21 protein-coding genes are annotated in these 26,469 nt (G+C 73.4%); 9 read left to right on the plus strand and 12 right to left on the minus strand.

The window, feature by feature from the left end; translation table 11 throughout:
* Positions 1-305 precede the first annotated feature (305 nt).
* From ABR737_RS08465 to ABR737_RS08475, 3 genes are read left to right on the plus strand one after another with little or no spacing between them, the layout of a single operon-like run.
* The gene (locus ABR737_RS08465; RefSeq protein ID WP_350249560.1) at positions 306-1,100 is read left to right on the plus strand and encodes a LamB/YcsF family protein; all 795 of its coding nucleotides are present in this window, start codon (positions 306-308) and stop codon (positions 1,098-1,100) included.
* Entirely contained in the window at positions 1,097-1,720 is a 624-nt protein-coding gene (pxpB, locus tag ABR737_RS08470) for a 5-oxoprolinase subunit PxpB (protein ID WP_350249561.1), read from the plus strand. Before ABR737_RS08465 ends, pxpB begins: the two co-directional genes overlap by 4 nt.
* A complete protein-coding gene (locus tag ABR737_RS08475; RefSeq protein ID WP_350249562.1) occupies positions 1,717-2,580 on the plus strand; it encodes a 5-oxoprolinase subunit C family protein in 864 nt (287 codons plus the stop codon). Before pxpB ends, ABR737_RS08475 begins: the two co-directional genes overlap by 4 nt.
* Here the strand turns inward: ABR737_RS08475 and ABR737_RS08480 are convergent.
* From ABR737_RS08480 to ABR737_RS08505, 6 genes are all read right to left on the minus strand, one after another.
* Positions 2,577-3,821, minus strand: coding sequence for a TrmH family RNA methyltransferase (locus tag ABR737_RS08480; RefSeq protein ID WP_350249563.1), 1,245 nt, complete (start codon positions 3,819-3,821; stop codon positions 2,577-2,579). The genes ABR737_RS08475 and ABR737_RS08480 overlap by 4 nt on opposite strands.
* Positions 3,822-3,882: 61 nt before the next feature.
* Positions 3,883-7,497 (minus strand): hydantoinase B/oxoprolinase family protein, encoded by a 3,615-nt coding sequence (locus ABR737_RS08485; protein ID WP_350249564.1) that lies wholly within the window; start codon positions 7,495-7,497, stop codon positions 3,883-3,885.
* Positions 7,494-8,621: an SGNH/GDSL hydrolase family protein gene (locus ABR737_RS08490; protein WP_350249565.1), complete on the minus strand. Its 1,128-nt coding sequence runs from the start codon at positions 8,619-8,621 to the stop codon at positions 7,494-7,496. Before ABR737_RS08490 ends, ABR737_RS08485 begins: the two co-directional genes overlap by 4 nt.
* Positions 8,622-8,725: 104 nt before the next feature.
* On the minus strand, positions 8,726-9,955 hold the full coding sequence (locus ABR737_RS08495; RefSeq protein ID WP_350249566.1) for a glycosyltransferase: 1,230 nt from the start codon (positions 9,953-9,955) through the stop codon (positions 8,726-8,728).
* Positions 9,952-11,079 carry a glycosyltransferase family 4 protein gene (locus tag ABR737_RS08500; protein ID WP_350249567.1) on the minus strand — a complete coding sequence of 376 codons (1,128 nt, stop codon included), beginning with the start codon at positions 11,077-11,079 and terminating at the stop codon, positions 9,952-9,954. The genes ABR737_RS08495 and ABR737_RS08500 overlap by 4 nt, the downstream gene beginning before the upstream one ends.
* Before the next feature lie 839 nt (positions 11,080-11,918).
* Entirely contained in the window at positions 11,919-13,334 is a 1,416-nt protein-coding gene (locus ABR737_RS08505; RefSeq protein ID WP_350249568.1) for a HEAT repeat domain-containing protein, read from the minus strand.
* Between the two features lie 311 nt (positions 13,335-13,645).
* Here ABR737_RS08505 and ABR737_RS08510 point away from each other — a divergent pair, with 311 nt between their 5' ends.
* Entirely contained in the window at positions 13,646-15,118 is a 1,473-nt protein-coding gene (locus ABR737_RS08510) for a PP2C family protein-serine/threonine phosphatase (protein ID WP_350249569.1), read from the plus strand.
* A 173-nt stretch (positions 15,119-15,291) separates the two neighbouring features.
* Here the strand turns inward: ABR737_RS08510 and ABR737_RS08515 are convergent, their stop codons facing one another.
* Positions 15,292-16,821, minus strand: coding sequence for a DNA-binding protein NsdB (locus ABR737_RS08515; RefSeq protein WP_350249570.1), 1,530 nt, complete (start codon positions 16,819-16,821; stop codon positions 15,292-15,294).
* 284 nt (positions 16,822-17,105) lie between these two features.
* Between ABR737_RS08515 and ABR737_RS08520 the strand changes: the two genes are divergently transcribed.
* The gene (locus tag ABR737_RS08520; RefSeq protein ID WP_350249571.1) at positions 17,106-18,239 is read left to right on the plus strand and encodes an aminoglycoside phosphotransferase family protein; all 1,134 of its coding nucleotides are present in this window, start codon (positions 17,106-17,108) and stop codon (positions 18,237-18,239) included.
* 395 nt (positions 18,240-18,634) lie between these two features.
* Positions 18,635-20,641: an N-acetylmuramoyl-L-alanine amidase gene (locus tag ABR737_RS08525; RefSeq protein ID WP_350249572.1), complete on the plus strand. Its 2,007-nt coding sequence runs from the start codon at positions 18,635-18,637 to the stop codon at positions 20,639-20,641.
* Positions 20,642-20,740: 99 nt separating this feature from the next.
* Here ABR737_RS08525 and ABR737_RS08530 read toward each other — a convergent pair whose 3' ends face one another.
* The 3 genes from ABR737_RS08530 to ABR737_RS08540 all read right to left on the minus strand — a co-directional run bounded on the left by ABR737_RS08530 (position 20,741) and on the right by ABR737_RS08540 (position 22,352).
* The gene (locus tag ABR737_RS08530; protein WP_018090673.1) at positions 20,741-21,241 is read right to left on the minus strand and encodes a hypothetical protein; all 501 of its coding nucleotides are present in this window, start codon (positions 21,239-21,241) and stop codon (positions 20,741-20,743) included.
* 97 nt (positions 21,242-21,338) lie between these two features.
* Positions 21,339-21,734 carry an ACT domain-containing protein gene (locus ABR737_RS08535; protein WP_350249573.1) on the minus strand — a complete coding sequence of 132 codons (396 nt, stop codon included), beginning with the start codon at positions 21,732-21,734 and terminating at the stop codon, positions 21,339-21,341.
* 9 nt (positions 21,735-21,743) lie between these two features.
* Positions 21,744-22,352 (minus strand): CGNR zinc finger domain-containing protein, encoded by a 609-nt coding sequence (locus ABR737_RS08540; RefSeq protein WP_350249574.1) that lies wholly within the window; start codon positions 22,350-22,352, stop codon positions 21,744-21,746.
* 49 nt (positions 22,353-22,401) lie between these two features.
* Here ABR737_RS08540 and ABR737_RS08545 point away from each other — a divergent pair, with 49 nt between their 5' ends.
* The 3 genes from ABR737_RS08545 to ABR737_RS08555 are packed head-to-tail and all read left to right on the plus strand — an operon-like array spanning position 22,402 to position 24,562.
* Positions 22,402-23,055 (plus strand): pyridoxine/pyridoxamine 5'-phosphate oxidase, encoded by a 654-nt coding sequence (locus tag ABR737_RS08545; protein WP_350249575.1) that lies wholly within the window; start codon positions 22,402-22,404, stop codon positions 23,053-23,055.
* Positions 23,052-23,780, plus strand: coding sequence for a maleylpyruvate isomerase family mycothiol-dependent enzyme (locus tag ABR737_RS08550; protein ID WP_350249576.1), 729 nt, complete (start codon positions 23,052-23,054; stop codon positions 23,778-23,780). Before ABR737_RS08545 ends, ABR737_RS08550 begins: the two co-directional genes overlap by 4 nt.
* A 41-nt stretch (positions 23,781-23,821) precedes the next feature.
* Positions 23,822-24,562, plus strand: a complete 741-nt coding sequence (locus ABR737_RS08555; RefSeq protein WP_350249577.1) for a leucine-rich repeat domain-containing protein — start codon at positions 23,822-23,824, stop codon at positions 24,560-24,562.
* A gap of 3 nt (positions 24,563-24,565) precedes the next feature.
* Here ABR737_RS08555 and ABR737_RS08560 read toward each other — a convergent pair whose 3' ends face one another.
* Positions 24,566-25,870 carry an MFS transporter gene (locus tag ABR737_RS08560; protein ID WP_502964297.1) on the minus strand — a complete coding sequence of 435 codons (1,305 nt, stop codon included), beginning with the start codon at positions 25,868-25,870 and terminating at the stop codon, positions 24,566-24,568.
* A gap of 305 nt (positions 25,871-26,175) precedes the next feature.
* A complete protein-coding gene (locus ABR737_RS08565; RefSeq protein ID WP_350249579.1) occupies positions 26,176-26,415 on the minus strand; it encodes a DUF397 domain-containing protein in 240 nt (79 codons plus the stop codon).
* Positions 26,416-26,469: the final 54 nt, after the last annotated feature.

The raw sequence follows: 26,469 nt of genomic DNA on the forward strand, positions 1-26,469 counted from the left end.
GCGCCGTACCGGGCGGCGATCGAGGCCGCACCGATGTCGTATGAGCGAAAGTCAATCCCAGATGGAAGGACGAAACAACGCATCCGTGATCGCACCCCGAACACCTCTTGTCGGATCGTTGAACAATCCTCTACGTTGTCCTCGACGCCGGTCGGCTCGGGTGCCCTCGCGGGCCCTCGGGGGAGAGTCACTTCGGACACGTGCCGGCCGGAACGTCCCGCCGCCCCTGCCCGCTGCCCGCGCCCGGCCGTCGCACCGGTGCCCCCGCGCGCCCGGCCGGCCCGAGCCCCATGGAACGGACCCACATGAGCGACCCGGCGCCCCCTCCCGTCATCGACCTCAACGCCGACCTCGGGGAAGGCTTCGGCCGCTGGCAGCTCACCGATGACGAGGCCCTGCTCTCCGTCGTCACCAGCGCCAATGTCGCCTGCGGCTTCCATGCCGGCGACCCGGCCACCATGCGCCGGGTGTGCGAACTGGCCGCCGAGCGCGGTGTGGTCATCGGCGCCCAGGTCTCCTACCGCGACCTGGCCGGCTTCGGCCGCCGCGCGATGGAGGTGCCGCCGGACGAACTGTCCGCCGAGATCACCTACCAGATCGGGGCGCTGGACGTCTTCGCGCGCGCCGCCGGGACCCGGGTCCGCTACGTCAAACCGCACGGCGCGCTCTACAACCGCTGTGTCCACGACAAGGAGCAGGCCGCTGCCGTCATCGACGGCATCCGCGCCGCGGGCGGTGGCCCGGCCGCGGGCGATGGCCTGCCGGTCCTCGGCCTGCCCGGCTCGCGGCTGCACGAGGCCGCCCGCCGCGCCGGGCTGCCCGTCGTCGGCGAGGCCTTCGCCGACCGTGCCTACACCGACGAGGGCACCCTCGTCCCCCGCCGCGAACCGGGCGCGGTGGTCCACGACGCCGACGAGGTCGTCAAGCGGGCCCTGGGCATGGCCCGCGACCACTCCGTCACCTCCCGCAACGGCCGGCGCGTCGGCATCACGGCCCGCTCGCTGTGCCTGCACGGCGACACCCCCGGCGCCGCGGACCTCGCCCGGCGCGTACGGTCCGAACTGGCCGCGGCCGGCGTCCGCATCCGGAGCTTTGCATGAGGCCGCTGCCGGTCGGTGAACACGGCCTGCTGATCGAGCTGGACAGCGCCGAGGAGGTCGAGGCGCTGCACGCCGAGCTGCTGCGCCGGGCCGCCGACGGCGCCCTGCCGCCGCTGCGCGAGATCGTGCCGGCCGCCCGTACGGTGCTCCTCGACGGCCTCGCCGACCCCCGCGGACTCCTCGCCGAGCTCGCCGCCTGGGACATCCCGCCGGTCGGCGCCGGCGACCGGCCCACCGTGGAGATCCCGGTCCGCTACGACGGACCCGACCTCGCCGACGTCGCCGCCCTGTGGGACTGCACCCCCGGCGAGGTGGTGCGGCGGCACTCCGCGACGGAGTTCCATGTGGCCTTCTGCGGCTTCGCGCCCGGCTTCGGCTATCTGACCGGGCTGCCCGAGCCGCTGCACGTACCGCGCCGGGACACTCCCCGGACGAAGGTCCCGGTCGGCTCGGTCGCCCTGGCCGGCCCGTACACCGGGGTCTACCCGCGCTCCTCCCCCGGCGGCTGGCAGTTGATCGGCACCACCGACACCGTCCTGTGGGACCCGCGCCGCGAACCCGCCGCGCTGCTCGCCCCCGGTACCCGTGTCCGCTTCGTCCCTCAGGAGACCGCCCGATGACCGACCGTGCCTTCTCGGTCGTCCGGGCCGGTGCGCTCACCACCGTCCAGGACCTCGGCAGGCCCGGCCACGCCCACCTCGGCGTGCCGCGGGCCGGCGCCCTCGACGAGCCCGCGCACCGGCTCGCCAACCGCCTGGTCGGCAACCCCGAGTCCGCCGCCGCCCTGGAGACCACCCTCACCGGCTGCGCCCTGCGGGTCCGTACGGCCACCACCGTCGCCGTCACGGGCGCGCCCTGCCCGGTGACCGTCGACGGCCGCCCAGCCCCCTGGGGCGCACCGGTCCGCGTCCCTGCGGGCGCCGTCCTGGACGCAGGTCCTGCCACCCACGGCCTGCGCTCCTACCTCGCCTTCGCCGGGGGCATCGACACCGAACCGGTCCTCGGCAGCCGCGCCGCCGATCTGCTCTCCGGCCTGGGCCCCGACCCGCTCACCGAGGGAGCGGTCCTCCCGCTGGGCACCCCGTACGGCCCGGCCGCCACCGCCGACGCCATCCCGCACCCCGGCCCGCTGACGGAACTCGTCCTGCCGTTCCTGCCCGGCCCCCGCGACACCTGGTTCACCGCCGCCGGCCTGCACACCCTCGCCACCGGCCGCTTCCGCGTCTCCCCGGCCGGCAACCGCATCGGCCTGCGCACCGAGGGCCCGCCCCTGGAGCGCGCCCGCAGCGGCGAACTCCCCAGTGAGGGCATGCCCCTGGGCGCCCTCCAGGTCCCCCCCGACGGCCTGCCGGTCCTCTTCCTCCACGACCACCCCACGACCGGCGGCTACCCGGTCATCGGCGTCGTCCCCGAGCGCTACCTGGCCCCCGCGGCGCAGGCGGCGCCGGGGACAGCGGTCCGCTTTCTCCGGATGCGCTAGGGGGTGTCAGCAGCGCCGCGCCGGTCAGCGGGAGAACTCGCAAGGCGCGCGGCGTTGTTCTGGACGCGGTGCAGCAACTCCTGCAGCTGGTCGCGCTCGGCGGGGGTGAAGCCGGCGTACAAGCCGTCCTCGACGCGCTCCTGTACCGCCCACAGCGCAGCGATGGCCCGCTCTCCCTCGCGGGTGATCGCGACGTGGTCCTGGCCCTGCGTCACATGGCCGCGGTCGCACAGCGGTGCCAGCAATTCCTGCAGCTCCGCGGAGCCGACACCGACGTCGCGGCGCAGTTGCTCCAGTGGGGTGCTGCGCTCGCAGGCGAGCACCATCAGCAGCACCGCCTGGGAGCTGTCCAGGTCGCCGACCTGACGCAGGTGGGCATCGAATGCCTGCCGCACCAGGTGAGCGGCCGCGGTGAGGTTGCGGCCGAGGGTGTCGCGGATGCGGTCGGTCAGCATGGCCAGGATCGCCTTCATTCGCAGCTCGTAGATGCTGATCCCGGCGGCCACCCCGACGTTGAGTGATTCCACTGCACCGGCCATCGGGATCTGTACCACCAGGTCGGCCGCGGCCAGCGTGGCCTCACTGACGCCCTCCGTCTCGTTCCCGACGACCAGGGCCACCTTGCGGCCGCGCAGTGGGGCCGTCGACTGCAAATGTGTTCCCCGGGGACTGGTCACCACAATCTGGAATCCGGACTCCCTCAAGGACGCCACCGCGCCGCCCGGATCGGCGAAACGGCGGACGCGGCAACCGAGTACGGCGCCCCGTGCCGCGTCCAGGACCCGCCGGGAGGACAGATCCGTCGTCTCATCGGTGAGCACGATGTCCCGCACACCGAGAGCGCGTGCCGTCCGCACGATCGTGCCCAGATTTCCGGGGTCGGCGACCTGCTCGCACACCACGGCGAAGTCACCGTAAGCGTCACCCACCGGGCTTTCGGCCGGCAACGCCGCCACCGCCAGCCAGTCGACCGGCTTCGCGCCGCCGGTGACCTTCCGCAGCAGTCCGTCCCGTACGGCGTGCACGCCCACCCCGGCCGCGGTCAGCTCCGCGCACAGGGCGGGGTCGTCGGCACCCGCCGAGCGGAGCACGTACTCCAGACCGGCCCCGGCGTCCACGAGCTGCCGGATCAGGCCGGGGCCTTCGATCAGGCAGCGTCCGGCGGCGGTCCGTCCGGAGCGGGTGGCCAACGTCCGTGCGGTGGCAATCCGCACGTCCTTGATCGAATCGATGAGCTCCATGGCCGACCAGACTATCGATGCGCCGCGCAGGGAGCATGCCCACACCCGGGCTGCCGGCCCGTCAGCCCTCGTCCGCCGCCCCGTACCCCCCGCCGCCCGGTGTGCGCAGCACCAGTACATCGTCCGTGCCGACGTCCACGGCGTCGCAGCCCGCCAGCTCCGTTTGTGAACCGTCCGCCCGTTCCACGGAGTTGGCGCCCAGTGCGCCCGGGGCGCCGCCCGCCATGCCGTACGGTGCGACCCTGCGGTGGTTGGTGAGCAGGGCGACGGTCATCGGCTCCAGGAAGCGCAGCCGGCGCTCGACGCCGCAGCCGCCGTGCCAGCGTCCCCTGCCGCCGCTGCCGGAGCGGATGGCAAAGCCGTCGACGCGGACGGGGTAGCGCCACTCCAGCACTTCGGGGTCGGTCAGCCGGGAGTTGGTCATATGGGTCTGCACGGCGTCCGCGCCGTCGAAGCCGTCGCCCGCGCCCGAACCGCTGGCGACGGTCTCGTAGTACTGCACCCGGTCGTTGCCGAAGGTGAGGTTGTTCATCGTGCCCGAGCCCTCGGCCTGGATACCGAGCGCGGCATAGAGCGCGCCGGTGACCGCCTGGGAGGTCTCCACATTGCCCGCGACGGTGGCCGCCGGGAAGACGGGGGCGAGCATCGAGCCCTCCGGGATGCGGACCTCCACGGGCTTGAGGCAGCCGCTGTTGAGCGGGATGTCGTCGGCGACCAGGGTGCGGAAGACGTACAGCACGGCGGCCATCACCACCGAGCTGGGCGCATTGGCGTTCCCGGGCTGCTGGGGCGAGGTGCCGGCGAAGTCCACCACGGCGCTGCGGGCGGCACGGTCGACGGTCAGCGCGACCCGGATCTCGGCCCCGCTGTCGGTCTCGTAGCGGCAGCTGCCGTCCGACAGCCGCTCGATGATGCGCCGCACCGATTCCTCGGCGTTGTCCTGGACGTGCCCCATGTAGGCCCGGACCACGTCCAGCCCGAACTGGTCGGTCATCCGCCGCAGTTCCTGGATGCCCTTCTCGTTGGCGGCGATCTGGGCGCGCAGATCGGCGAGGTTGGCGTCGGGTGCGCGGGAGGGGTAGGGGCCGGCGGCGAGCAGGTCGCGGGTGGCGTCCTCGCGCAGTTCGCCGTCGCGCACCAGCAGCCAGTTGTCGAAGAGGATGCCCTCCTCCTGGATGGTGCTGCTGAAGGCGGGCATCGAGCCCGGGGTGATCCCCCCGATCTCGGCGTGGTGACCGCGGGAGGCCACCAGGAACAGCAGCTCGTCCCCGTCGGCGTCGAAGACGGGGGTGACGACGGTGACGTCGGGGAGGTGGGTGCCCCCGTGGTACGGGTCGTTGATCGCATACACGTCACCCGGCCGCATCTCGCCGCCGCGGCGCCGGAGCACCTCTTTGATGGACTCCCCCATCGAGCCCAGGTGCACGGGGATGTGCGGGGCGTTGGCGATCAGATTGCCGTCGGCGTCGAAGAGGGCGCAGGAGAAGTCCAGGCGCTCCTTGATGTTGACGGAGTGTGCGGTGTTCTCCAGCCGGACGCCCATCTGCTCGGCGATGGCCATGAAGAGGCTGTTGAAGACCTCCAGCATCACCGGGTCGGCTTCGGTGCCCACGGCGACGCGTTCGGTGCGCGGCCGGGCCCGGGTCAGCAGGAGGTGCCCCCGCTCGCCCGTGGCCGCCTGCCAGTCCGGGTCGAGGACCGTGGTCGCGTCCTCCTCGGCGATGACGGCCGGGCCGGTGAGGGTGTCACCGGGGAGCAGGTCCGTGCGGCGGTAGAGTCCGGTGTCCTGCCAGCGGCCGTCCGTGTACATCCGTACTGTGGCGACCGGTGTCAGCTCTCCTTCTCTGCTGCCCGCTCGGGCCTCGTACCCGCCCGCGCCGCCGGCCGCGCCCAGCGCTTCGACCGACACCGCCTCGGCCACCAGCGGTTTGTCCATGGTGAAGGCGTAGCGCTCACGGTGTGCCCGGACGAATTCCGCGGTCATGGTGCCGGCATCGGCGAGCGGGACGGCGAGGGTGGAGTCGGTCCCGGCGTAACGGATCAGCACCCGGGCGCGGGTGGTGACCGAGGCGTCCGGCACGCCGTCGTCGAGGAGTTCGCGCCGGGTCTGCCCGGCAAGGGCCTCGCACACCTCGTGCACCCGCGCGACGGCCGCGGGATCGGTGAACTCCGCCTCGACGGCCTGCTCGCGCATCGCGGTGGCGTCGGCGACCCCGATGCCGTACGCGGAGAGCACCCCGGCCAGCGGCGGGACGAGCACCGTGTCGATGCCCAGCGCGTCGGCGACAGCGCAGGCGTGCTGGCCGCCGGCGCCACCGAAGCTGGTGAGGACGTAGCGGGTGATGTCGCGGCCGCGCTGGACGGAGATCTTCTTGACGGCGTTGGCCATGTTGAGCACGGCGATGTCGAGGAAGCCGGCCGCGACCTCCTCGGGGCCGCGGTCGTCCCCGGTCTCGGCGGCGGCCCGCGCGGCCAGCTCGCCGAAGCGGATGCGGACCACGTCGGCGTCCAGCGGCCGGTCGCCGTCCGGACCGAACACCGCGGGGAAGTGGGCCGGCTGGATGCGGCCGAGCATCACCTGGGCGTCGGTGACGGTGAGCGGGCCGCCACGCCGGTAGCAGGCAGGCCCCGGGTCCGCACCCGCCGAGTCGGGGCCGACCCGGTAGCGGCGCCCGTCGAAGTGCAGGACGGAGCCGCCGCCTGCGGCGACGGTGTGGATGTTCATCATGGGCGCGCGCATCCGTACGCCCGCGACCTCGTTGCCGAAGACCCGCTCGAATTCACCGGCGTAGTGCGACACATCGGTGGACGTGCCGCCCATGTCGAACCCGATCACCCGGTCGTGTTCGCCGCCCGCGTCGGCGGCGGTCCGCACCATGCCGACGACGCCGCCCGCGGGACCGGACAGCACCGCGTCCTTGCCCCGGAAGTGTGCGGCCTTGCGCAGTCCGCCGTTGGACTGCATGAACATCAGCCGGATACCGGGGAGTTGGGCGGCGATCTCGTCGACGTACCGGCCCAGGATCGGGGAGAGGTAGGCGTCGACGACGGTGGTGTCGCCGCGCGGCACCAGCTTCATCAGCGGGCTGACCTCGTGCGAGCAGCTGACCTGGGAGAACCCTGCCTGCCTGGCCAGTTCGGCGACGGCCCGCTCGTGGTCGGCGTGGCGGTAGCCGTGCAGCAGGACGACGGCGGCGCTGCGCAGGCCGTCCGCGCGGGCCCGGACGAGCGCCCGGCGGACCTCGTCGACGTCCAGCGGCCGGACCAGCTCACCGCGGGCGCCGATCCGCTCCGGCACCTCGATCACCCGGTCGTACAGCGCCTCGGGCAGCACGATGTGCCGGTCGAAGATCCGCGGCCGGTTCTGGTAGGCGATCCGCAGCGCGTCCCGGAACCCTTCGGTGGTCAGCAGCACGGTCGGTTCGCCCTTGCGCTCCAAGAGGGCGTTGGTGGCGACGGTGGTGCCCATCTTGACGACGGAGACCCGCTCGGCGGGCACCGGTTCGTCCGGGCCGAGCCCCAGCATCATCCGGATACCGGCCACCGCGGCGTCCCTGTATCGCTCCGGGTGGTGCGAGAGCAGCTTGCCGGTGACCAGCCGTCCGTCCGGGCGCCTGCCGACGACGTCCGTGAACGTGCCACCGCGGTCGATCCAGAACTCCCAGCGTCCGGTCATCCTGTCATTGTCGCAGCGCCGTTCACCGTCGCGGCGGTTTTCCCCAGCCGGGCATCGTCCGATCCGCCGTGCCTGCCCGGGCGGTCGGCCTCGTCCGCCTCGTCTGCCCCGTCCACCCTGTCCGGCCCCTCCGACCCGTCCAGCGCATCCGACTCGCCCGGCCCGTCCGGCCCCTTCGCCGCGTGCGACCCGTGACTCGCCCCGTCCGCACCGGCCGCCCCGTCCAGTGCGGCGAGCGCGGTACGCGTGGCCTGGTCGGCCGCGGTGTCCAGCATCCGCCCGGCCCCCGCCGCCCCGTGCCGGCACTCCTGGAGCGCCAGACCCAGCAGGCCGGGCAGCAGGTCCGTACACCGGTCGGCGACCCAGCGGGTGCCGCGGGTGGCCATCCACCGGGCCGATCCGGTGCGGGTCGGCGGCGGGCCGTCGAGAGTGAGCGCGGGCGGCGGTCCGACGGGCAGGCCGGCGGCGGCCAGCGCCGCATGGAAACCGCGGGCCAGCAGCCGGTGGCCGCGCTCGCTGGGATGCAGCCGGTCCACGCTCCAGCAGGCCCGTTCGGCGACCCAGGGGTGTTCGGCCAGGTGCAGATGAACGCCCTGGTAGCGCGCCGACACCGCATGGACGACGGTGTTCACGGCGCGCATCCGGCGGGCCAGCGGACGCGCCAGCGGCGCGGGCAGGCCCAGCATCCGGCCCGGGTCGGGCAGGCAGGCCGTCAGCACCACGGCCCCGTCGGCGCTCAGTGCGCCGTGCGCCCGGTCCAGCGCGAGCGCGACCCGCTCGATGGCGAAGGCCGCGCGCAGAGTGTCGTTGGCGCCGACGACCAGCGAGGCGAAGCGCGGCCCGAGCGTGCGCGCCATGGGCAACTGCCGCTCGGCCAGCTCCGCCGCCAGCGCCCCGCTGCGCGCCAGGTTCACCAGTTCCACACCGCCCGGCCGCTCGCCCAGCGCCCCGGCGAGCAGGGCCGCCCAACCGCGCCAGCCGCCGCCCAGTACGGGGTCGCCGAGCCCTTCGGTCAGCGAGTCACCGAGCGCGACGAAGCGGACCGGGGCCGGGGCCGGGGTCGGGGAACGGCTGCCGCCCGGGGCCGGGGAACGGCCACCGCCCGGCGCCTGCTCCGGGATCACCGCTCCCCCGCCCGGTAGCACCGCTCCCCCGCCTGGTAGCACCGCTCCCCCTCCCGGCACCGCTGCTCCGCCCTCCGGCATCACCACTCCCTCGGACCGCACCGTCACCACCCGCCCAGCGGGCCGGCCGGGGACGGGAAGGACGCGGCGGTGACCGGCCGGCCGAGCGGGGCGGCCGCGTCGTGCGCGGCCAGGAAGGCCTCGACGGCGGGCTGCCAGCCGTAGCCTTCGGCCCGGCGGCGGGCGGCGGCGCGCCGGGCGGGCCCGGGCCGGGCCAGGACGCGCTGGACCGCCTCGGCGAACGAGGGCCCGTCGTCGAGCGCCGTGTCGCCGCCGCTGCCGACCAGGCCCGCCAGCGCCGATGCCGCGCTGGCAACCACCGGGGTACCGCAGGCCAGCGCTTCCAGGGCGGCCAGCCCGAAGGTCTCGGCCGGTCCGGGCGCCAGTGCGACATCGGCGCCGGCCTGCAGCGCGGCGAGCCGGGACCGGTCGGCGAGGTGCCCGAGGAACGCCGCGGGCAGTCGTTCGGACCGCGCCCGGGCCTCCAGGCGCGCCCGCAGCGGCCCGTCACCGGCCACCACCAGCGTCGCGTCGACCCCGCGCCGCCGCAGCTCAGCCAGCGTGTCCAGCGCCCGCCCCGGCCGCTTCTCCTGCGACAGCCGGGAGCAGAGCAGCAGCAGGACCTCTGCCCGACCCGCCCAGCGCCGGCGCAGCTCCGCGCTGCGGCAGCCGGGGTGCCAGGCGTCGAGATCGACACCGAGCGGCGCGCGCACCACATTGCGCACCCCGGCCCGGGTGAACTCCGCCGCCGCCCATGCGGTGGTGCACACGACCCGGCTGTAGGCGTGCGCCGTACGGCGGTTGAGCCGGTCCGCGGCGGCGCGGGCCAGCGGCTGCGGTACGCCCCAGGTGCCCAGCACCCCGTCCACGCTCTCGTGCGAGACCATCACCGCGGGAATCCGTGCCCGGCGCGCCCACTCCCCCGTCCAGCGCAGCGTCGTCCGGTCGGAGACCTCCAGCCGGTCGGGGGCCAGCGAGTGCAGCAGCCGCTGGACCCTGCGGCGGTCGGTCAGCACGCGGTAGCCACCGCTGCCCGGCAGCTCCGGCCCCGGCAGGGTGATCACCCGTCCCTGCGCGGTGTCTTCGTCGCACCAGCCGGCCGGGCCGTGTGCCCCCGGCGGTCCGGGCACGATGAGCACCGGCTCGTGCCCGGCGGCCCGGTAGCCCGCGCCGAGTTCCCGCAGCGCGGTGCGCAGCCCGCCGGAGGCCGGCGTGACGAAGTTGGCGATCCGGACGATCCGCAGGCCCGTCCCACGGGCGTGTCGCGCGGTCATGCCGCCACCGCCGTCCGGTCGCTCAGCACGGCCTCGTAGTGGCCCAGGAGCTGGTCGCCGACGGCCTCCCAGGTGCGGCACTCAACCGCTCTGCGGGCCGCGGCACCGTACCGGACGCGCAGCTCGGCGCTCCCCGCGAGCAGACGCACCGCGTCCCGGAAGGCACCGCCGTCCCCCGGCGTCACCAACAGCCCCGTACGGTCATGGTCCACCAGGTCGAGCGGGCCGCCCGCCCGGGGCGCCACCACCGGCACGCCGGAGGCCATCGCCTCCTGCACGGTCTGACAGAAGGTCTCGTACGGCCCGGTATGCACGAAGATGTCCAACGAGGCGTAGAGCCGGGCGAGTTCATCACCCGTACGGCGGCCGAGGAAGCGCACCCCGGGCAGCGCGGTCCGCAGCCCGGCGGCACTGGGCCCCTCGCCGATGACGACGGTGCGTACGCCCGGCAGCCGCGAGGTCTCGGCCAGCAGCCCCACGTCCTTCTCCGGCGCGAGCCGTCCCACGTATCCCACCAGCAGCTCCCGCCCCGCGGTGAGCGAACTGCGCAGCACCGCGTCGCGCCGCCCGGGGTGGAACCGTTCGGAGTCGACGCCGCGCGGCCAGAGATGGACCCGGGGCACACCGTGCTCGGTCAGATCCAGCAGCGCCGCGCTGGAGGGCGCCAGAGTGCGGTCGGCGGCGCCGTGCACCGCCCGGATACGGCGCCAGGCCGTGGCCGCGCCGCCGCCGAGGTAAGTGCGGGCGTAGCGGCCCAGATCGGTCTGGTAGACGGCGATCGCGGGCACCTGGCGGCGGGCGGCGGCCGCCATCCCCCGGGCGCCCAGCACGAACGGGCTGGCGAGATGGACGAGATCAGGGCGGTGCCCGTCGAGCGCCGCGGACAGCCGGCGTCCGGGAAGCGCGATCCGCACCTGCGGATAGCCGGGCAGCGGCATCGAGGGCACCCGGACGACGGGGCAGGGACTCTCGTGCGTACCGGCGGCCGGCGAAGGGCCACCGAGCGGCGCGATGACCAGCGGATCGTGGCCGCGCCGGACGAGGTGCCGGGCGGTTTCCAGGGCGCAGTGGGAGACGCCGTTGACATCGGGCGGGAAGGATTCGGTGACCAGGGCGACACGCATACCGCTGTTCTCGGCGTACCGTGCGTGGAGGGAACCAAAGGGATCTTTCCTGGCGGAGAACGTCCTGTGACCGTCCGCTGCGTCTGGTTTTTCTTCCCACGTTTTTGGCTGCCCCGCCGTGGGGGTTCTCGCCTGTTTTCCGCCCGCTGCGCGGTGCGCCCGCCGTTTCGCCTGGCGGCGGGCCGGTCCGCTGCGCTTTGCCGCCGCACCGGGTTTCGGCTTTCCCTCCATTGCGCCTGCGGCGGGCGGGGTCCGCTGCGCGGGGCTGTCGGGTGCCGGTGACGGACCTCCGCGGGTGGGGTGCCGGACTGCTTCGCTTTACGTCCGGCACCCCACCCGCTCCGGCCCGTCCCCTCCCGTTGGGTGGGTGGGAAAAGGCCGGTGGGGGTGGCTGTGGCTGGTCCGGCGCGCGTCGTGGACGTAAGGAATGCGCGTAGGCACAGGGGAATAGCCATGGCACAGGGAAATGGCCCTGGCACGGGGATGGGCTGCGGCACGGGGAAATGTCTGTGATCGACGCCCGCCCCCACCCACCTTCACCATCTCCCCCACGGGAGGGGACGGGCCGGAGGGGCCGGTGTGTGGGACGTAAAGCGAAGCAGTCCCACACACCGGCCCCGCAGGCCCGTCACCGCACCCACAGCCCCGCGCAGCGGACCCCGCCCGCCGCCAGGCGCAACGGCGAGAAGCAATCACGGCGGGACAGCCGAAAACGTGCCGAGGCAAAGCGCAGCGAACCGGCCCCGCGCAGCGGACCCGGCCCGCCGCCAGGCGCCACGGCGGCAAACCCCCACGGCGGGACAGCCGAAAACGGGGCAAGGGCAAAGCGCAGCGAAACGTTAAGACTCAGGCCCGATCCGGCTACGCACCGCCGTCTGGACCTCCGCCTCCTCGGCCGGATCGGCCGCAAGGCGGCGCAGTTGTTCGACGACCCTGTCGTCGCCCGTGGCGGCGTGCCGGGCGGCCAGTTCTCTGGTGGTCTCCTCGCAGTCCCACAGGCACTCGACGGCGAAGCCGGCCGCGAAACCGGGGTCGGTGGCGGCGAGCGCGGCGGCGGCCCGGCCGCGGAGGTGTGAGGAGGACGTCTCGCGGTAGATGTGCCGCAGGACGGGGGCGGCGCAGCCGACGCCGAGGCGTCCGGTGCCGTCGACGAGTTCCCACAGGCCGTCGGCGTCCGGGCCCTCCTCGCGGACGGTCCGGCGCAGGGCGGCCAGCACCGGTTCGGCGTCGCGGCGCCCGCCGCGACGGGCGAGCATGGCGGCGGCGGTCGCGCCCAGCGGGTCCGCGCGCAGCGCCCAGACCCTGGCCCGTGCGACGGCGGCCACGCTGCGCATCCGCGCGAAGGCGGCGAGCGCCGCGGAGGCCAGGCGCTCGGAGGAGAAGGGGTCGGCGACCGCGTCCTCGATCAGGTCGAGGACGTCGGGATCGCCGCGTTCGGCGAGGTGGTGCAGTACGGCGGCGCGGGCCGCGTCCGGTGCGCTGCGCGCGGCGCGCAGCAGCTCGGGGCGGTCCTCGGGGCCGGCGACGACGGCCAGGCAGCGGGCGGCGGCGAGGTGCCGGTGGTCCCCGCTCGCCGGCTCGGGGCTCTCCTCGGCCCACTGAAGTACCTCGGTCACGCTCCAGCCGGGGCGCGGCCCACGGGGCTGCATCTGCCGCTGCCAGCGGTCGAAGGAGCCCTGTTCCCCGGCGGCGGCCAGCCGCGGGCCGTAGTGGGGGTCCTCGGCCCACAGCCGCCAGGGCCGGGGCTCGAAGGCGTCGCGGACGGCGGTGGCCAGCTCGGCATCGCCCTCCTCGGTCTCCGGGAAGCGGGCGAGGACGGCGGGGGCGAGGGTCATCAGCCCGGCGTCGTCGTCACGCAGCGCAAGCTCGTCCAGGGCCCAGCGCCAGTTGCTGCCGGCCGCGGCATAGCTGCGCAGCAGCAGACGGGCGGCGTCCTTGCCGTAGGCGGCGAGGTGGCCGAGGACCGCGAGGGCGAGGCCGGTGCGCTCCTCTCCGGTGTCGACGAGGTCGTCGGGGTGGAAGAGGTGGCGTTCGATCTCTTCGAGCGCGCCGTCGAGCTGCATATAAAGGCGTGCGTAGTAGAGCGAGCGGTTCTCGACCTGCCAGTCGCGACGGGGATCGCGCAGCACGCTGTCGTTGAGTGCCGCGAGCGCCTCGGCCCGCGGCGCCGCGAGGGCATGCAGGGTCCCGTCGCCGCGGCCTCGCTGCAAGAGACCGAGCAGGGTGCCACTGGGCGCTATGTCTGGATCGAACATGAGGTCAGCATCCGGTGCGGGGGACAGGCTGGCAACGGGATTTCCGCTGACCGGCATTCTTGCCGGTGACCGCGGGCCGTAAGCCTCGTTCCCACCATGGATCGGCGGAAGCGCCTGCAGTACGGCGGCCGAAGCCTAGCTTGGAAGCGGTCATTCCGCCGATTCGCCCCGGGATTGCACCGGAAAGCCGGGGGCATATGCCAGATGCACCACCGTATCGGGTAGTGCCAAATCCCTTACGGACGGTCGCCGCCTGTGCAACAGTCGTTACCGGCCCTTCAGCCCGGCGCCGCCTGATCACGGAGTACGTCATGCCGTCCCCTCTCTTCGCGGATCACCCAGCAGACCGGCCCCCCGAGCGCGACACGGTCGAGTCACTCATCACGCAGGCCCGCCGCCTGCGCGGTGACCTCGATGCGGTGCGCAGGGAGTCCGGGGAGGACACCGGCCTCCCGGCCGACCCGCAGCTGCGCTGGCAGCGGGCGCTGTGCGATCTCGCCGTGCATCATCTCGACGACCTCGGGGGCCATCTCGACCAGCTCAGAGAAGGTCTGCCTGCGGAGAGTGAGGACAGCGAGGAGGCAGCGCCGGAGGCCGAGCTGCCGGAGGCCCCTCCGGAGCCCGCGCCCCATGAACGCGGCGCGCTGCTGCGCCGGGTGGGCAGCGCCGAGTGGAACCTCCTCACCGACGAGGTCAGCTGGTCCGACGAGCTGTTCGCGATGTTCGGCAAGGCACCGTCCGACGGACCGCTCACCCTCGACGAGCTGCCGTCGCTGGTCCACGCCGACGACCAGGAGGGGCTGGCCACGATGGTCACCGACTGTCTGGTGGACGGCCGCCCGATCGACGGCGAATTCCGCATCGTGCGCCCGGACGGGGGCCTGCGCACGGTGCACATGGTGGGCGAGCCGGTGCTCGACGCCGACGGCAGTACCGCCTGCATGTGGGCCGTGCTGCGGGATGTCAGCGAGCTGCGCCGCAGCCAGCAGGCGGTACGCGAGACCCGTGACTCGCTGCACCGTGAGCGGCATATCGCGCAGACCGAGCACCGGCTTGCAGTCGAGCTGCAGGAGGCCGTGCTCCCCCCGTGGCGCGGCTCCCTGCGGTTCCCGCAAGGCGGTCCCGTCACCCTCGACCTCGCCGGGCGCTATCTGCCGTCCGGCACCCGTGACCTGATCGGTGGGGGCTGGTACGACGCGCTGCAACTCCCGGACGGCACCACACTGTTGAGCGTCGGCGATCTCACCGGGCATGGCGTCACGGCCACGTCCGGGATGGCGATGGTGCTCGGCGCGCTGCGCGGTCTGGCCGTCGCCGGCCACCGGCCGGGACCCCTGATGTGCTTCCTCAACCAACTGCTGGACACCGCCGCTCAGCCGGCGCTGAGCAGCACGGTGTGCGGCCGCTTCGACGCCGCTACCCGGACCCTGGAGTGGGCCCAGGCCGGACACCCCGCACCTCTGCTGTTCCGCGGCGGCACGGGGCGCGCGCTGGACCCGCCCGAGGGTGTCCTGCTCGGGGCGACCTCGGGTGCGGCCTACACCCAGCGCACCGAGCAACTGGAGCCCGGTGACCTGCTCGTCCTGCACACCGATGGTCTCGTCCCCCGCCGTACGCATGGCACGGAAGCCCTCCACGAGGGCGCAGAACGGCTCCTCGCCCTGGCGCCGCGGTTCGCCGCGGCCCGCAGTGCGCAGGAGGGCGTCCGCATCGTCGTCGAGGAGTTCGGCAGCACCGATCGCGAGGACGACGCCTGTGTGCTGGTCGCCAGGGTCGGCGACTGAAGCACATCGCGGCAGGTGCGGGCGGCGGACCGGCGGATCCGGAGCCGGTCGCCCCGAACGCGTCGGCGCACACGTCGGCGAACGATCCGCCGGCCCACGGGTGAGGCAGCGGAGCCGCGAAGGATGTCACCCTTACGGATGACGCACCGTCACGCTCCGTGCACCCGCCCGCCTCAGGCCGAGAAGGTCTTCCCGACTCCCGATCCGATGCCGGGGCCGAGGTCCGACCCCTTGGTCTTGGGCTTCGCCTTCGGCAGGACATGCTGGATCTCCTCACGCAGGTCCTGGATCTTGGCGTAGTTCGCATACTGCCCCGTGAGCCGGAACATTTCGCGGAGCCGGTCCCAGGTGCGGTGCGAGGAGTTCTCGCCGATGGACACCAGCGCCAACCGGGCGTAGCGGTCGGCCTGTTCGGGGTCGTTTCCGATGAAGCAGGCCGAGGCCATCGAGATGTAGTCGAAGATCTGCGACCGCTGGCGGCCGTTCTCGCGCAGCCGCAGCGCCCGCTGGGCGTGATGCTGGGCGATCCTGGCGGCCGACGGATCGTGATCGGCGAGGGTACGGAAGGCCAGCGCCTGCATGCCGTGCAGATCCGCCTCGTCGAACATCTGCATCCAGCTCGGTGGCGGCACATCGCCCTTGTCCGAGACGAAAAGGTCCTCCGCCTCGCCCAGGGTGCGGCGCATCGCCTGGCCGTGGCCCTTGGACGCCTGCGCCCAGGCCTCGATGGTGTGGAGCATGGCACGGGTGCGCGGCAGGGTTTGGGCACCGGAGCCGGACTTGGCCAGCTTCATCAGATCCAGCGCATCGTCGGGACGGCCCAGATGCACCATCTGACGGGCGGCACGGGACAGCGCCTCGCCGGCCCGCGGGCGATCGCCGCCCTCACGCGCCGCATGGGCGGCGATGATGAAGTACTTCTGGGCGGTGGGCTCCAGGCCCACGTCATGGGACATCCAGCCCGCCAGCACCGCCAGATTGGCGGCCACCCCCCACAGCCTGCGCTGCAGATGATCGGGGTGGCGATAGGCGAGCATGCCGCCCACCTCGTTGAGCTGGCCCACCACGGCCTTGCGCTGCAGCCCGCCCCCGCGGGCCGCGTCCCAGGCGCGGAACACCTCGACCGAGCGCTCCAGCGCGTCGATCTCCTGCGATCCCACCGGGGCCGCCTCATAGCGGTCGAGGCCGATCTGGTCGAGTTCGTCCAAGGAGTCGGAGGCGAACATGGCGTGGGGGCGGGGGGCGCCGGCCGGGGCCGGGTCGGTGTGCAGCCAGTCGTACATGGCGCCGGTGAGTGCGGAGCCCGCGGCGAGTGCGGCGCCCGCACCCACCAAGCCGCGTCGGTTGAGCATGAGGTCCATTCCCGTGAATTCCGTGAGGACCGCGGCGGTCCGTTCGGGAGCCCACGGCAGACCGTCCAGGGCCTGCCGTTTCCCCGAGCGACCGGTTCTTGCGAACCCGAGGTCCTCGATGGTTACGACACGGCCGAGGCGCTCGGTGAACAGGGAAGCCAGGACCTTGGGCACCGGATCGCGCGGGGTCTCCCCCATGTCGATCCAGCGCCGCACTCGCGAGGTGTCGGTCGCCAGCTGCGGATGCCCCATGGCCGCCGCCTGCCGGTTGACCATTCTCGCCAGCTCTCCTTTGGACCAGCCGGCCAGGCCGAAAAGGTCCGCGAGACGGGTGTTCGGCTGCCTGTCCACGTCAAGCCCCCAGGTTCCTCGACTGAGTTGACAGTAACGGCCGCTGACATGGGCTGTGGGCATTCGCCAGGGTTCGCCAGGGTGCGCCAGATGGTCTGCCACCCGTAGTCACGTGTTCTGTAGATATGCCGCCCCCGGCCTGGTGGCGGGACCGCATTCCCCAGGGTGCGCGCCCTTCACGGGGACCCTGGATCGGCCTCCTGCACGGGGCCCGTTCACGGGTTCCCACCACCGGGCCGGGAGCGCACGCAACTCGCCGGCGCACGAAGGGATCTGTTTCACCCATGTATGCAGCATCGTCCGCCGTGACCGCCCCCACCCGGCCGTACCGCCCGCATCCCACCGGAAGCGGGCCGTATCTCGACCCCGCACCTTCCGCGGGAGCGGTCACCGGTCTCCCCGGCGGCCGTACCCGGCGGATGCAGGGGACGGGCTCCCAACCGCTCAGCGGGAGAATCGACCTGTCCGGCCCGCAGGGCGCCCAGTTGCGCGCCGCCGTCGCCTCGGTGCACCGCATCTGCCCGGAGTTCAACCCGGTACAGGTGCTGCGCCGCAGCGGCAGGTCCGTCCTCCTCGTCGGCACGACGGGCCGTATGACCGCGGTCGCCAAGTGTTTACTGGACCACTCCCCCGCGTGGGCGGACAGGTTCCGGCAGGAAATAAGTGCATACCGCGCATTCGTCCGGCATCGTCCGCCGGTACGGGTGCCGCGTCTGGTAGCGGCCGATCCCGACAACTGCACGCTGATCGTGGAGCGGATGCCCGGCCGCGTCGCGGCGCTGACCCGCCACCCGTCCGAGGCGCCGCCCCGGGCCGACGTACGGGCCGCGCTGGGGGCGATCTGCCGGATCAACCTCTGGCGTCCGCCGGCCGGGCTGTTCGATGCCCCGCTGGACTACGCGGGCCGGATCGGCCGTTACCACGACCTGGGGCTGCTCACCGACCGTGACCTGGGTGATCTGCAGAAGCTGCTGCACGGTCTGTCGCACACCCAGGGCCAGTTCTGCCACGGCGACGCACTGCTCAACAATGTGCTGCTCTCCCCCGCGGGCCCGGTCCTGCTGGACTGGGACAGTGCGGGCTGGTATCTGCCGGGCTACGACCTGGCGACCCTGTGGTCGGTGCTCGGCGACGCGCCGGTCGCCCGCCGGCACATCAGTCAGCTCGCCCAGAACGCGGGCCCGGCGTCGCGGGACGCCTTCCTGGTGAATCTGATGCTGGTGCTCACCCGCGAGATCCGACGTTACGAAACCGCGGTCCAACGGACCATGCGCGAACCCACGCCGACGGGGACACCGGGTCCGGGACTGCCCGGCGTGCCCGCGGCGGGCGAGGAGCAGCGGCTGCTCCTCCGCCGGCTGCACGACGACTGCCAGATGGCGCGTCGTGCGGTACGGGCGGCGGTCGGCACCCGCTGACCGCCGACAGGTGCCGGACGTCACCGGCACCGCAAGGGGGGACTCTGAGCGGCGCACCCGGGTACGGGGTGCGCCGCTCACCCATGTGCGCCGACCGGCCCCTCCCCCGGGCTTCCCCTCCCCGGCCACCCCTCTCCGCGGCCCCCGCCCACCCCCGGTCGAGTCCGGTCATTGGTCCATTCCACTGACGCCCCGCAGGCCGGACACCCGGCCGGGAAGGCTCCGGTCGAGATGCCCTGACATGCGGAATCCCAAGAGGGCGCGGTGATTGACGGACCCTCGGCAAACGTATAGCTCTAAGCCGACGGGGGCTCTAGTCTCGGGTCCCGCCCGTGCGGCCGTTTGCGCACCCACCGTCACACCGCCCCGGCTCGGGCCGGCTCGAGGAGGTTGCTTTGCGAGGATCCGCCCCGGAAGACGAGAAGAGATTCCACCGCCCCGCGCTGCGCAGGTCCGCCACCGCCGTTGCGGCGGCGGTGCTGCTGCTGCCGCTCGCGGGAGCACCGTCCGCGCATGCCGGCCAGCCCCGGACCGATGCTCTGCAGCGGGCCTTCACCGACGCCGCCGCCCGCTTCCAGGTGCCGCGCAGTGTGCTGCTCGGCGTCTCGTACCTGGAGTCGCGCTGGGACACCCATGGCGGCGCGCCCAGCGTCTCCGGGGGCTACGGTCCGATGCATCTCACCGATGCCCGCACCGCGCTGACGCGTACGCCGGAGTTCAGCGGGGGCACCGAGGACGCCCGCGGCGACGGCGCACGGCCCCGTAAGCGGGTGCCGGACAGTACGGCGAAGCGGGCCGCGCTGCCCGCCGAACTCCCCGCCCGGTTGCGGACGTTGACGACGGCGGCCACGCTGGCCGGGCTGTCGGCCGAGCGGCTGCGTACCGACCCCGCGGCGAATGTGCTCGGCGGGGCGGCGCTGCTCGCCGCGGAGCAGCGCAAGCTGGGGCACCGGACGGGCGGCGATCCGGCGCAGTGGTACGAGGCGGTGGCGCGCTACGGCGGCCAGGACAGTACGCGCGGCGGCCGGGCCTTCGCGGACGAGGTCTACGAGGTCATGCGCCACGGCCAGACGCGGACGACCGACGCGGGACAGCGGGTCACGCTGGCCGCCACGCCGGGGCTGATCCCCGACGCCGCGCAGCAGAAACGTCTCGGCACCCCGTCCTCCAAGGCATCGCCGACGCGGGCCGGCCGCAAGCTGGAGTGCCCGCACAGCGTCGCCTGCGAGTCCGTCCCGGCGCCGTACGAGGAGTTCGGGGACGGTGACTACGGCAACCACGACAAGGCGGACCGGCCCGAGGACCTGCGGATCAGCACCATCGTCATCCACGACACCGAGGGGTCCTGGGAGACCACGCTCAAGCTGATCAAGGACCCGGCCTATGTGTCCTGGAACTACACCATCCGTTCCTCGGACGGTCTGATCGCCCAGCATGTGCCGACCAAGGATGTCGCCTGGCATGCGGGCAACTGGTACATCAACTCGCACTCGGTGGGCATCGAGCACGAGGGCTTCCTCGCCGCGCCGGACGCCTGGTACACGGAGGCGATGTACCGCACGTCGGCCCGGCTGGTGAAGTATCTGAGCCGCAAATACGACGTGCCGCTCGACCGGCAGCACATCCTGGGCCACGACAATGTGCCCGGCACGACCACGGCCACCATCGCCGGGATGCACACCGACCCCGGCCCGTACTGGGACTGGGCGCACTACTTCTCCCTGCTGGGCAAGCCGTTCAGGGCCGCCTCCGGCTCGCACGGCGGGCTGGTCACCATCCGTCCCGACTACGACCGGAACAAGCCGGTCTACACGGGCTGCGAGAAGGCCGGCGACACCTGCGAGCCGCACGGTTCCGCGGCGGTCCGGCTGCACACCGCGCCGGACGCCGACGCACCGCTGGTCAAGGACGTCGGTCTGCACCCGGACGGCAGTGACGCGACCACGGGCGTGAACGACACCGCTGCCCGGGCCTCCACCGGCCAGCGGTTCGCGACGGCGGGCCGGTCCGGCGACTGGACGGCGATCTGGTACCTCGGGCAGAAGGCGTGGTTCCGCAATCCGCACCATGCGCCGACGGCGGTGAACGCCGAGGGGATGATCGCCACGCCGAAGGCGGGCCGGGAGGAGATTCCGGTCTACGGCCGCGCGTACCCGGAGAAGGGGGCCTACCCGGCCGGGGTGCCCTACCAGGCGGTCTCCGCCCTGCCGTACAAACTCGCCGCCGGCCAGAAGTACGCCGTCGGGGACCGGATGACGGGCGACTACTTCTACGCGCCGACCTTCGACCTCTCCGAGCATGCGATCGTGCGCGGCAAGGACGTGTACTACGAGATCCAGCTCGGGCACCGGGTCGGCTATGTGCGGGCGGCCGATGTCGATGTGCGGCGCTCGGATTCCTGAGCCCCCTCGCACACCGATCGGGTGAGCGCATACGCGCCCGGTGGACGGAACTACCGTCCACCGGGCGCGACGGTGTCCGCTCCGGTGCCGTGCCGGGGCTCAGCCCTGCTGGAAGAGCTCCGCCGGCAGCGGCTTGAGCAGCGCGTAGAGATCGTCGGTGATCGGCCGGTCCCAGCTGGCGATGGTGACCAGCACGCCGTCGCTGCGGTCGAACTGGGCGCAGGAGATCCGGCTCTCGGAGCACTTGATGCGCTTGACGATCAGCAGGTTGTCCTCGTGCATCACGGGGGTGTCCTCGCTCTCGACGACCGTCACCGGCTCGTCGTTGCCGAGCGCGGCCAGCAGCTGGGCCACCTCGAAGGGCACCTGGTCGTCCTCGAGCTCGCGGGCCGGGGACCCCTCCGGCAGATTGCCGATGATCATCGCGGGGCCGCGGCCGCCGAACAGGTCGTAGCGGAGGAAGACGCCCTGGCAGCTCCCGTCGGGCGCGGGCAGCAGCCCGGCTCCGAGATTGCCCGGCCAGTCCCCGGGGTCCATGGCGAGGACGTCGAAGTCAGGCCCGGCGGGCGTGGCTGCGCTGCGGCGGCGGAGGAAGGACATGCCGCCATCGTACGTGGCCCGGCCGGGCACGCGGCGCGGACGTCGGCGTGCGGCGCACCTCGCGTACGGAGCCGCCGCCTCCTCTTGCCGGCGGTCGTTATGCCTGGTCGGCCAGTGCGCGCAACCGGCGCAGCGCCTCGTCGGTCGCGGCATGCGGCACGAAGAGGTGATCGTGGTGGAAGCCGGCGACGACATTGCAGCTGAGGCCGGCCTGGGCGAGTGCGGTGGCCACGGCGGCGGTCAGTCCGACGGCGTCCAGCGCGGAGTGCACCCGCAGGGTGATCCAGCCGGCGACATAGTCGTACGGCAGGCCCGCGCGGTCGGCCTCCTCCTGGTGGACGACCAGGGTGCGGCCCTCGGGTTCGGTGACGGTGACCACCGGCGTCAGCCCGTCGGGGACCGTGCCGGGCACGCTCACAAAGACGAAGCGACCCTCGTTCCGCTCGGGACGCATCCCGCTCAGCAGGGCCCGGAGATCACGTTCACCCGTCATGCCGCCACCCTACGGGGCCCCGTCCTGTCCTTCCCTGCGCCGCTCGTGGTGGCGGGCGACCCGGGCACGGTTGCCGCAGGAGGGGGTGCACCACTCCTGGCGGGCGTGGTCCTTGACGAAGTAGCGCACACACCGCGGGGCGGGGCAGGCCCGCAGCAGCACCCGGTCGGGTCCTGCCAGGAAGGCGAGGGCGGCGCGGGCCAGCGCGGCGACGATCCGGTCGGCGGGCGGCGGGGAGCCGGCCGGGTGGTGCCGGACGGCGGGCGGCGCGCCGGGCTCCCAGCTGAGCCGGGGGGCCGTGGGGACCAGGGCCGCGGCGGCGTTGAGCCGGCGCAGCGCCTCCTCCTCCGGGAGCAGCCGGTGGGCATCGGCGGAGCTGGGCGGTCCCGGCCGGACGGCGCGGGCGAACAGCGACCGGACCGCGGCCCGCAGCTCCCGCACGGCGGTGTGCAGCACCTCGTCGGGGGTGGCCGGGTCGGCCGCGCAGTCCAGCAGTGCGGCCCGCTCGTGCACCCAGACCGCGAGCCCTTCCGGACCGGCCAGGTCATCGGCGACGCCGCCGTGCCCGTCATGGCGGAGGGTGACGGCGAGTTCGAGTGCGAGCCGTGGTGCGGTCATGGCACTAATGGTAACGTCACGGCCAACCATTAACTACCTAGGGGGCGGTATGGCTGACGTACGTCAATTACTGTGCGATCTCCCGGTGTTCGCGGGCGAGCTGCCCGCATTCGATCCGCTGGAGACACCCGGCGACCCGGTGGAACTCTTCACCGCCTGGCTGCTCGGCGCCATACGGGCCCAGGTCCCCGAGCCTCATGCGATGACGCTCTCGACCGCCGGCGCCGACGGCAATCCGTCGGCCCGCACGCTGATCCTCAAGGACATCGACGCGGACGGCTGGCGGTTCGCCGCGCACCGCGACAGCACCAAGGGGCGCGAGCTGGCGGACCGCCCGTACGCCGCGCTGACCTTCTATTGGCAGCCCCTGGCCCGGCAAGTGCGCGTCCGCGGACCGGTGGTGCAGGAGAGCGCGGAGCGCGCGGCCGCGGACTTCCTCGCCCGCAGCCCGGGCGCCCGGGCCGAGGCGCTGCTCGGGCGGCAGAGCCGCCCCCTGGCTGACCTGGCCGAACGGGACGCGGCGGTGGCGGAGTCGGCGGCCCGCCTCGCCCGCGAACCCGCCCTGGTGGCGCCCGGATGGACGCTGCACACGGTGCGTGCGGAGTCGGTGGAGTTCTGGCAGGGCGACAAGGACCGCAAGCACACCCGGCTGGCCTACCAACGGGCCGGCGGCGCGTGGCGCAAGGAGCTCCTGTGGCCGTGACGGAGACGCACGCACAGCAAGCCGAGGCGATACGGGCGGCGGTCGAGACGGGCCAGGAGCGCCTTCGTGCCCTGTTGCCCGCCCTGACCGACGACGCGGTGCGGGGGCCGAGCGAGCTGCCCGGCTGGACCCGCGCCCATGTCCTCTCGCACATCGAGGGCGTCGCGCGGGCCCTGGCCCGGCAGGCCCGCTATGCGCTGCGCGGCGAACTGATCGAGCCGTACGACGGCGGGCGCCCGGCGCGCGCGGCCGCGATCGAGGCCGGTGCGGTGCGTGGAGCGGCGGCGCTCGGGGACGCCGTCCGGGCCGCTCTGGACGAGGCGTCCGCTGCTTGGTCGGCGGTCGGTCCGGCCGACTGGACGCGGCCGGTGCGGCACCGCAACGGCGATCTGCGGTCCGCACTGCTGGCGTGGTGGCGGGAGTTGGAGATCCACGCCGCCGACGCCCGGATCGGCCACGGACCGCGGGACTGGCCGCGGGAGCTGTGCCACCACCTGCTGGACCACCTGGCACCCCGCGTACCGGAGGGTCTTCCTCTCGTCCTGACGGCCACGGACGAGACCTTCTCCCGGCGGTACGGTGACGCGGGCGCACCCTCGGTCACCGTCAGCGGCACGCTCACCGACCTCGCGGCCTGGCTGGCCCGCCGCACTCCGCAGCAGCCGCTCGACTGCCGCCGGCCGGGCAGGACCGTTCCCCCGCCCGAACTCCTCGACTGGCCGTAGCCGACCCCCCGGCGCCGCCTCCGGAAGGACGCCTACGCCCCATGCCCGGTCCCCGCTCCGCCACACCTCCCGTCCTCAACCTCTGGAAGGCGGGCTTGCATTCGGTACCCGCCGAGGTCTGGCGGCGCGAGGACTGGGAGGTACTGATCCTCGCCGACAATGCCCTGACCGAGGTCCCGGCGGCGCTCGGCCGGCTGCGTGCGCTGCACACCCTCGACCTCGGCCACAACGCGCTGACGGCGGTCCCCGACGAGATCGGCGCGCTCACCGGGCTGACCCGCTACCTCTATGTGCACGACAACCGGCTCACCGCCCTGCCGGACTCGCTCGGCAACCTGGACCGGCTCGGCTACCTCAACATCGGCGAGAATCCGCTCGGCGAGCTGCCGTCAGCGCTCGGCCGCATGGCCGGACTGGTTGAACTCCGGGCACAGCATGCCGGGTTGACGTCCGTCGCTGCGTCGCTGGGACGGCTCGGCCGCCTCCGGGAGCTGTGGCTGGGCGGCAATGCGCTTACGGAGCTTCCCGGGAGCTTTGCGTCGCTGCACGAGCTGCGGGTGCTGGAGCTCCGGGACAACGCCCTGCCCGGCGTCCCCGACGCGCTGCGCGCGCTGCCGCTGCTGCGCCGACTGGACCTGCGCGGGAACCGGATCGAGGTGCTGCCGCCGTGGCTCGCGCGGCTGCCGTCGCTGGAGAAGCTGGATCTGCGCTGGAACGGCGTGGACGATGCGGCGGAAACAGTCCTCGCGCTGCGACGGCGGGGGTGTGTGGTGCTCACCTGACGCTCACGGAGGTGTAGCGCTCACCCCGGCGCCTTCGGGTTGTGCGGCGCCGCCGGACAGGCCGGCCACCGCCACGGCATGGGCGGCATCCGGCCGCGGGGCGTCCGCCGCGCCCGCACGCTCGCGCTCCGCCCACCGCACCGCCGGCCCCATCGCGAACCCGGCCACGAGGAAGACCCCGCCCAGCACCAGCCACCCCCGCACACCCCAGGTCACCAGCAGAGCGGTGAGCAGCAGCGGACCGAGGGTGCGGGCCACCGGGACGCCGGTGCCGAAGAAGCCCTGGTACTGGCCGACTTGATGTGCGGGAGCCAGGTCGAAGCCGATCTGCCACGAGCCGGCCGACTGCTGCATCTCGGCGATGACCTGGAACACCGCGCCCACGACGAGCGCCGCGACCGCGGCCCGGGCCGAACCGGCGGCGGACAGGGCGAAGGCCCCGCACGAGGCGAGCATGACCAGGCACGAGTGGCGGACCGCGCGCGAGGCCGTGCGCAGCCCGGTGACACCGCGGGCCATCCTGACCTGGAATGCCATCACTCCCAGGGTGTTGAGGACGAACAGCGCCGAGACCATCCAGCTCGGCGCGTCCGTACGCGAGACGATCCACAGCGGGATGGCCAGGCTGAGCAGCGGCATCCGCAGCAGCAGTACCGCGTTGAGCAGCGTGACGAGCGCGTAGGGGCGGTCGCGGAGCACCGCCAGGCGGGGCCCACCGCTGGTGGCGGCCGGTACGGGAGGAACCCCGGGCAGCCGGAGCAGCACCAGCGCGCAGAGCAGGAAGCTCACCCCGTCCAGCGCGAAGACCGCGAGATAGGCCTCGCGGGTGTCGTACTGCAGCGCCAGCCCGCCGAGAGCGGCGCCGACGGCCAGTCCTGCGTTGAGCGTGGCCTGGAGATGGGCGAGGACAGGCGTACGGGTTCCGGGGGTCACCAGCCCGGCGAGCAGCGCCTGCCGGGCCGCCGCCAGACCACACTGGGCGGTGGCGTACAGGCACGCGGCGAGAAGGAACGGCACGAAGGAGCGGATGAACAGGAAGGACGTGACCGCGGCACCGGTGGCCACGGCGAGCAGCACCGCCGTGCCGCGCGGCCCTCGCCGGTCGGCGAACGCGCCCAGCGGCACCCCCGTCACCGAACCGACGGCCCAGGCAAGCGTGAGACCGAGCCCGATCTGCGTGGCGGACAGGCCGATGACACGGGTGAAGTAGAGGGCAGAGCACACGTAATACGCGCCATCGCCCAGGGAGTTGCACAGCTGGGCGGCGGCCAGAACGCGTGGCGCTCCGGGCGGCGGCAGAATCCGCATCGGCACAAGGCTCCCTGCTCCGGCGGCCCGGCGGCCGTCCCGTCACTGACGCAACGACGCTAGCCAGGCCGCCCGGCAGGCGACCAGGGCCAATTCACCGCCACAAACCTGCGCCACTTCGGGGCTCGGAGGCCTGGTGGGATGCGCAGCCTGCGGATCTGGCGGCGCTGAGGGAGAGTGGTGCTCAGCTCACCGCGGATCTCGAGGTCGCCCAGGGTGGGGAGGCGATGCTGTCCTGCCAATCGCCGTCCGCCGTCGTCACGGCGAGAGACGGTGAACGCGGAGCGACCGGCGCGAGAATCGCCCTAGGTGAGATCGAATGCGCCCTCGCGGGCGTCGAGGACGAAGGCCCGCCACTCGGCGGGGGTGAAGATCAGTGCCGGGATCTCCGGGCTGCGGCGGTTTCGCATGGCGATATAGCCCTCGACGAAGGCGATCTGGACGCCGCCCACGCCCTGGGTGCTCGACTGCCACTCGGCCTGCGTCAGGTCGAGATCGGGCCTCGGCCCGCCCACGAGCCGCTGCTCGGTGATGCTGTCGGTCACGTGTCCCGCTCCTCCCGGATCGTCGTCCGCGGTCAGCCTAACCACTGGGTCCGG

The sequence above is a fragment of the Streptomyces sp. Edi2 genome (assembly GCF_040253635.1).
Classification (GTDB): Bacteria; Actinomycetota; Actinomycetes; order Streptomycetales; family Streptomycetaceae; genus Streptomyces.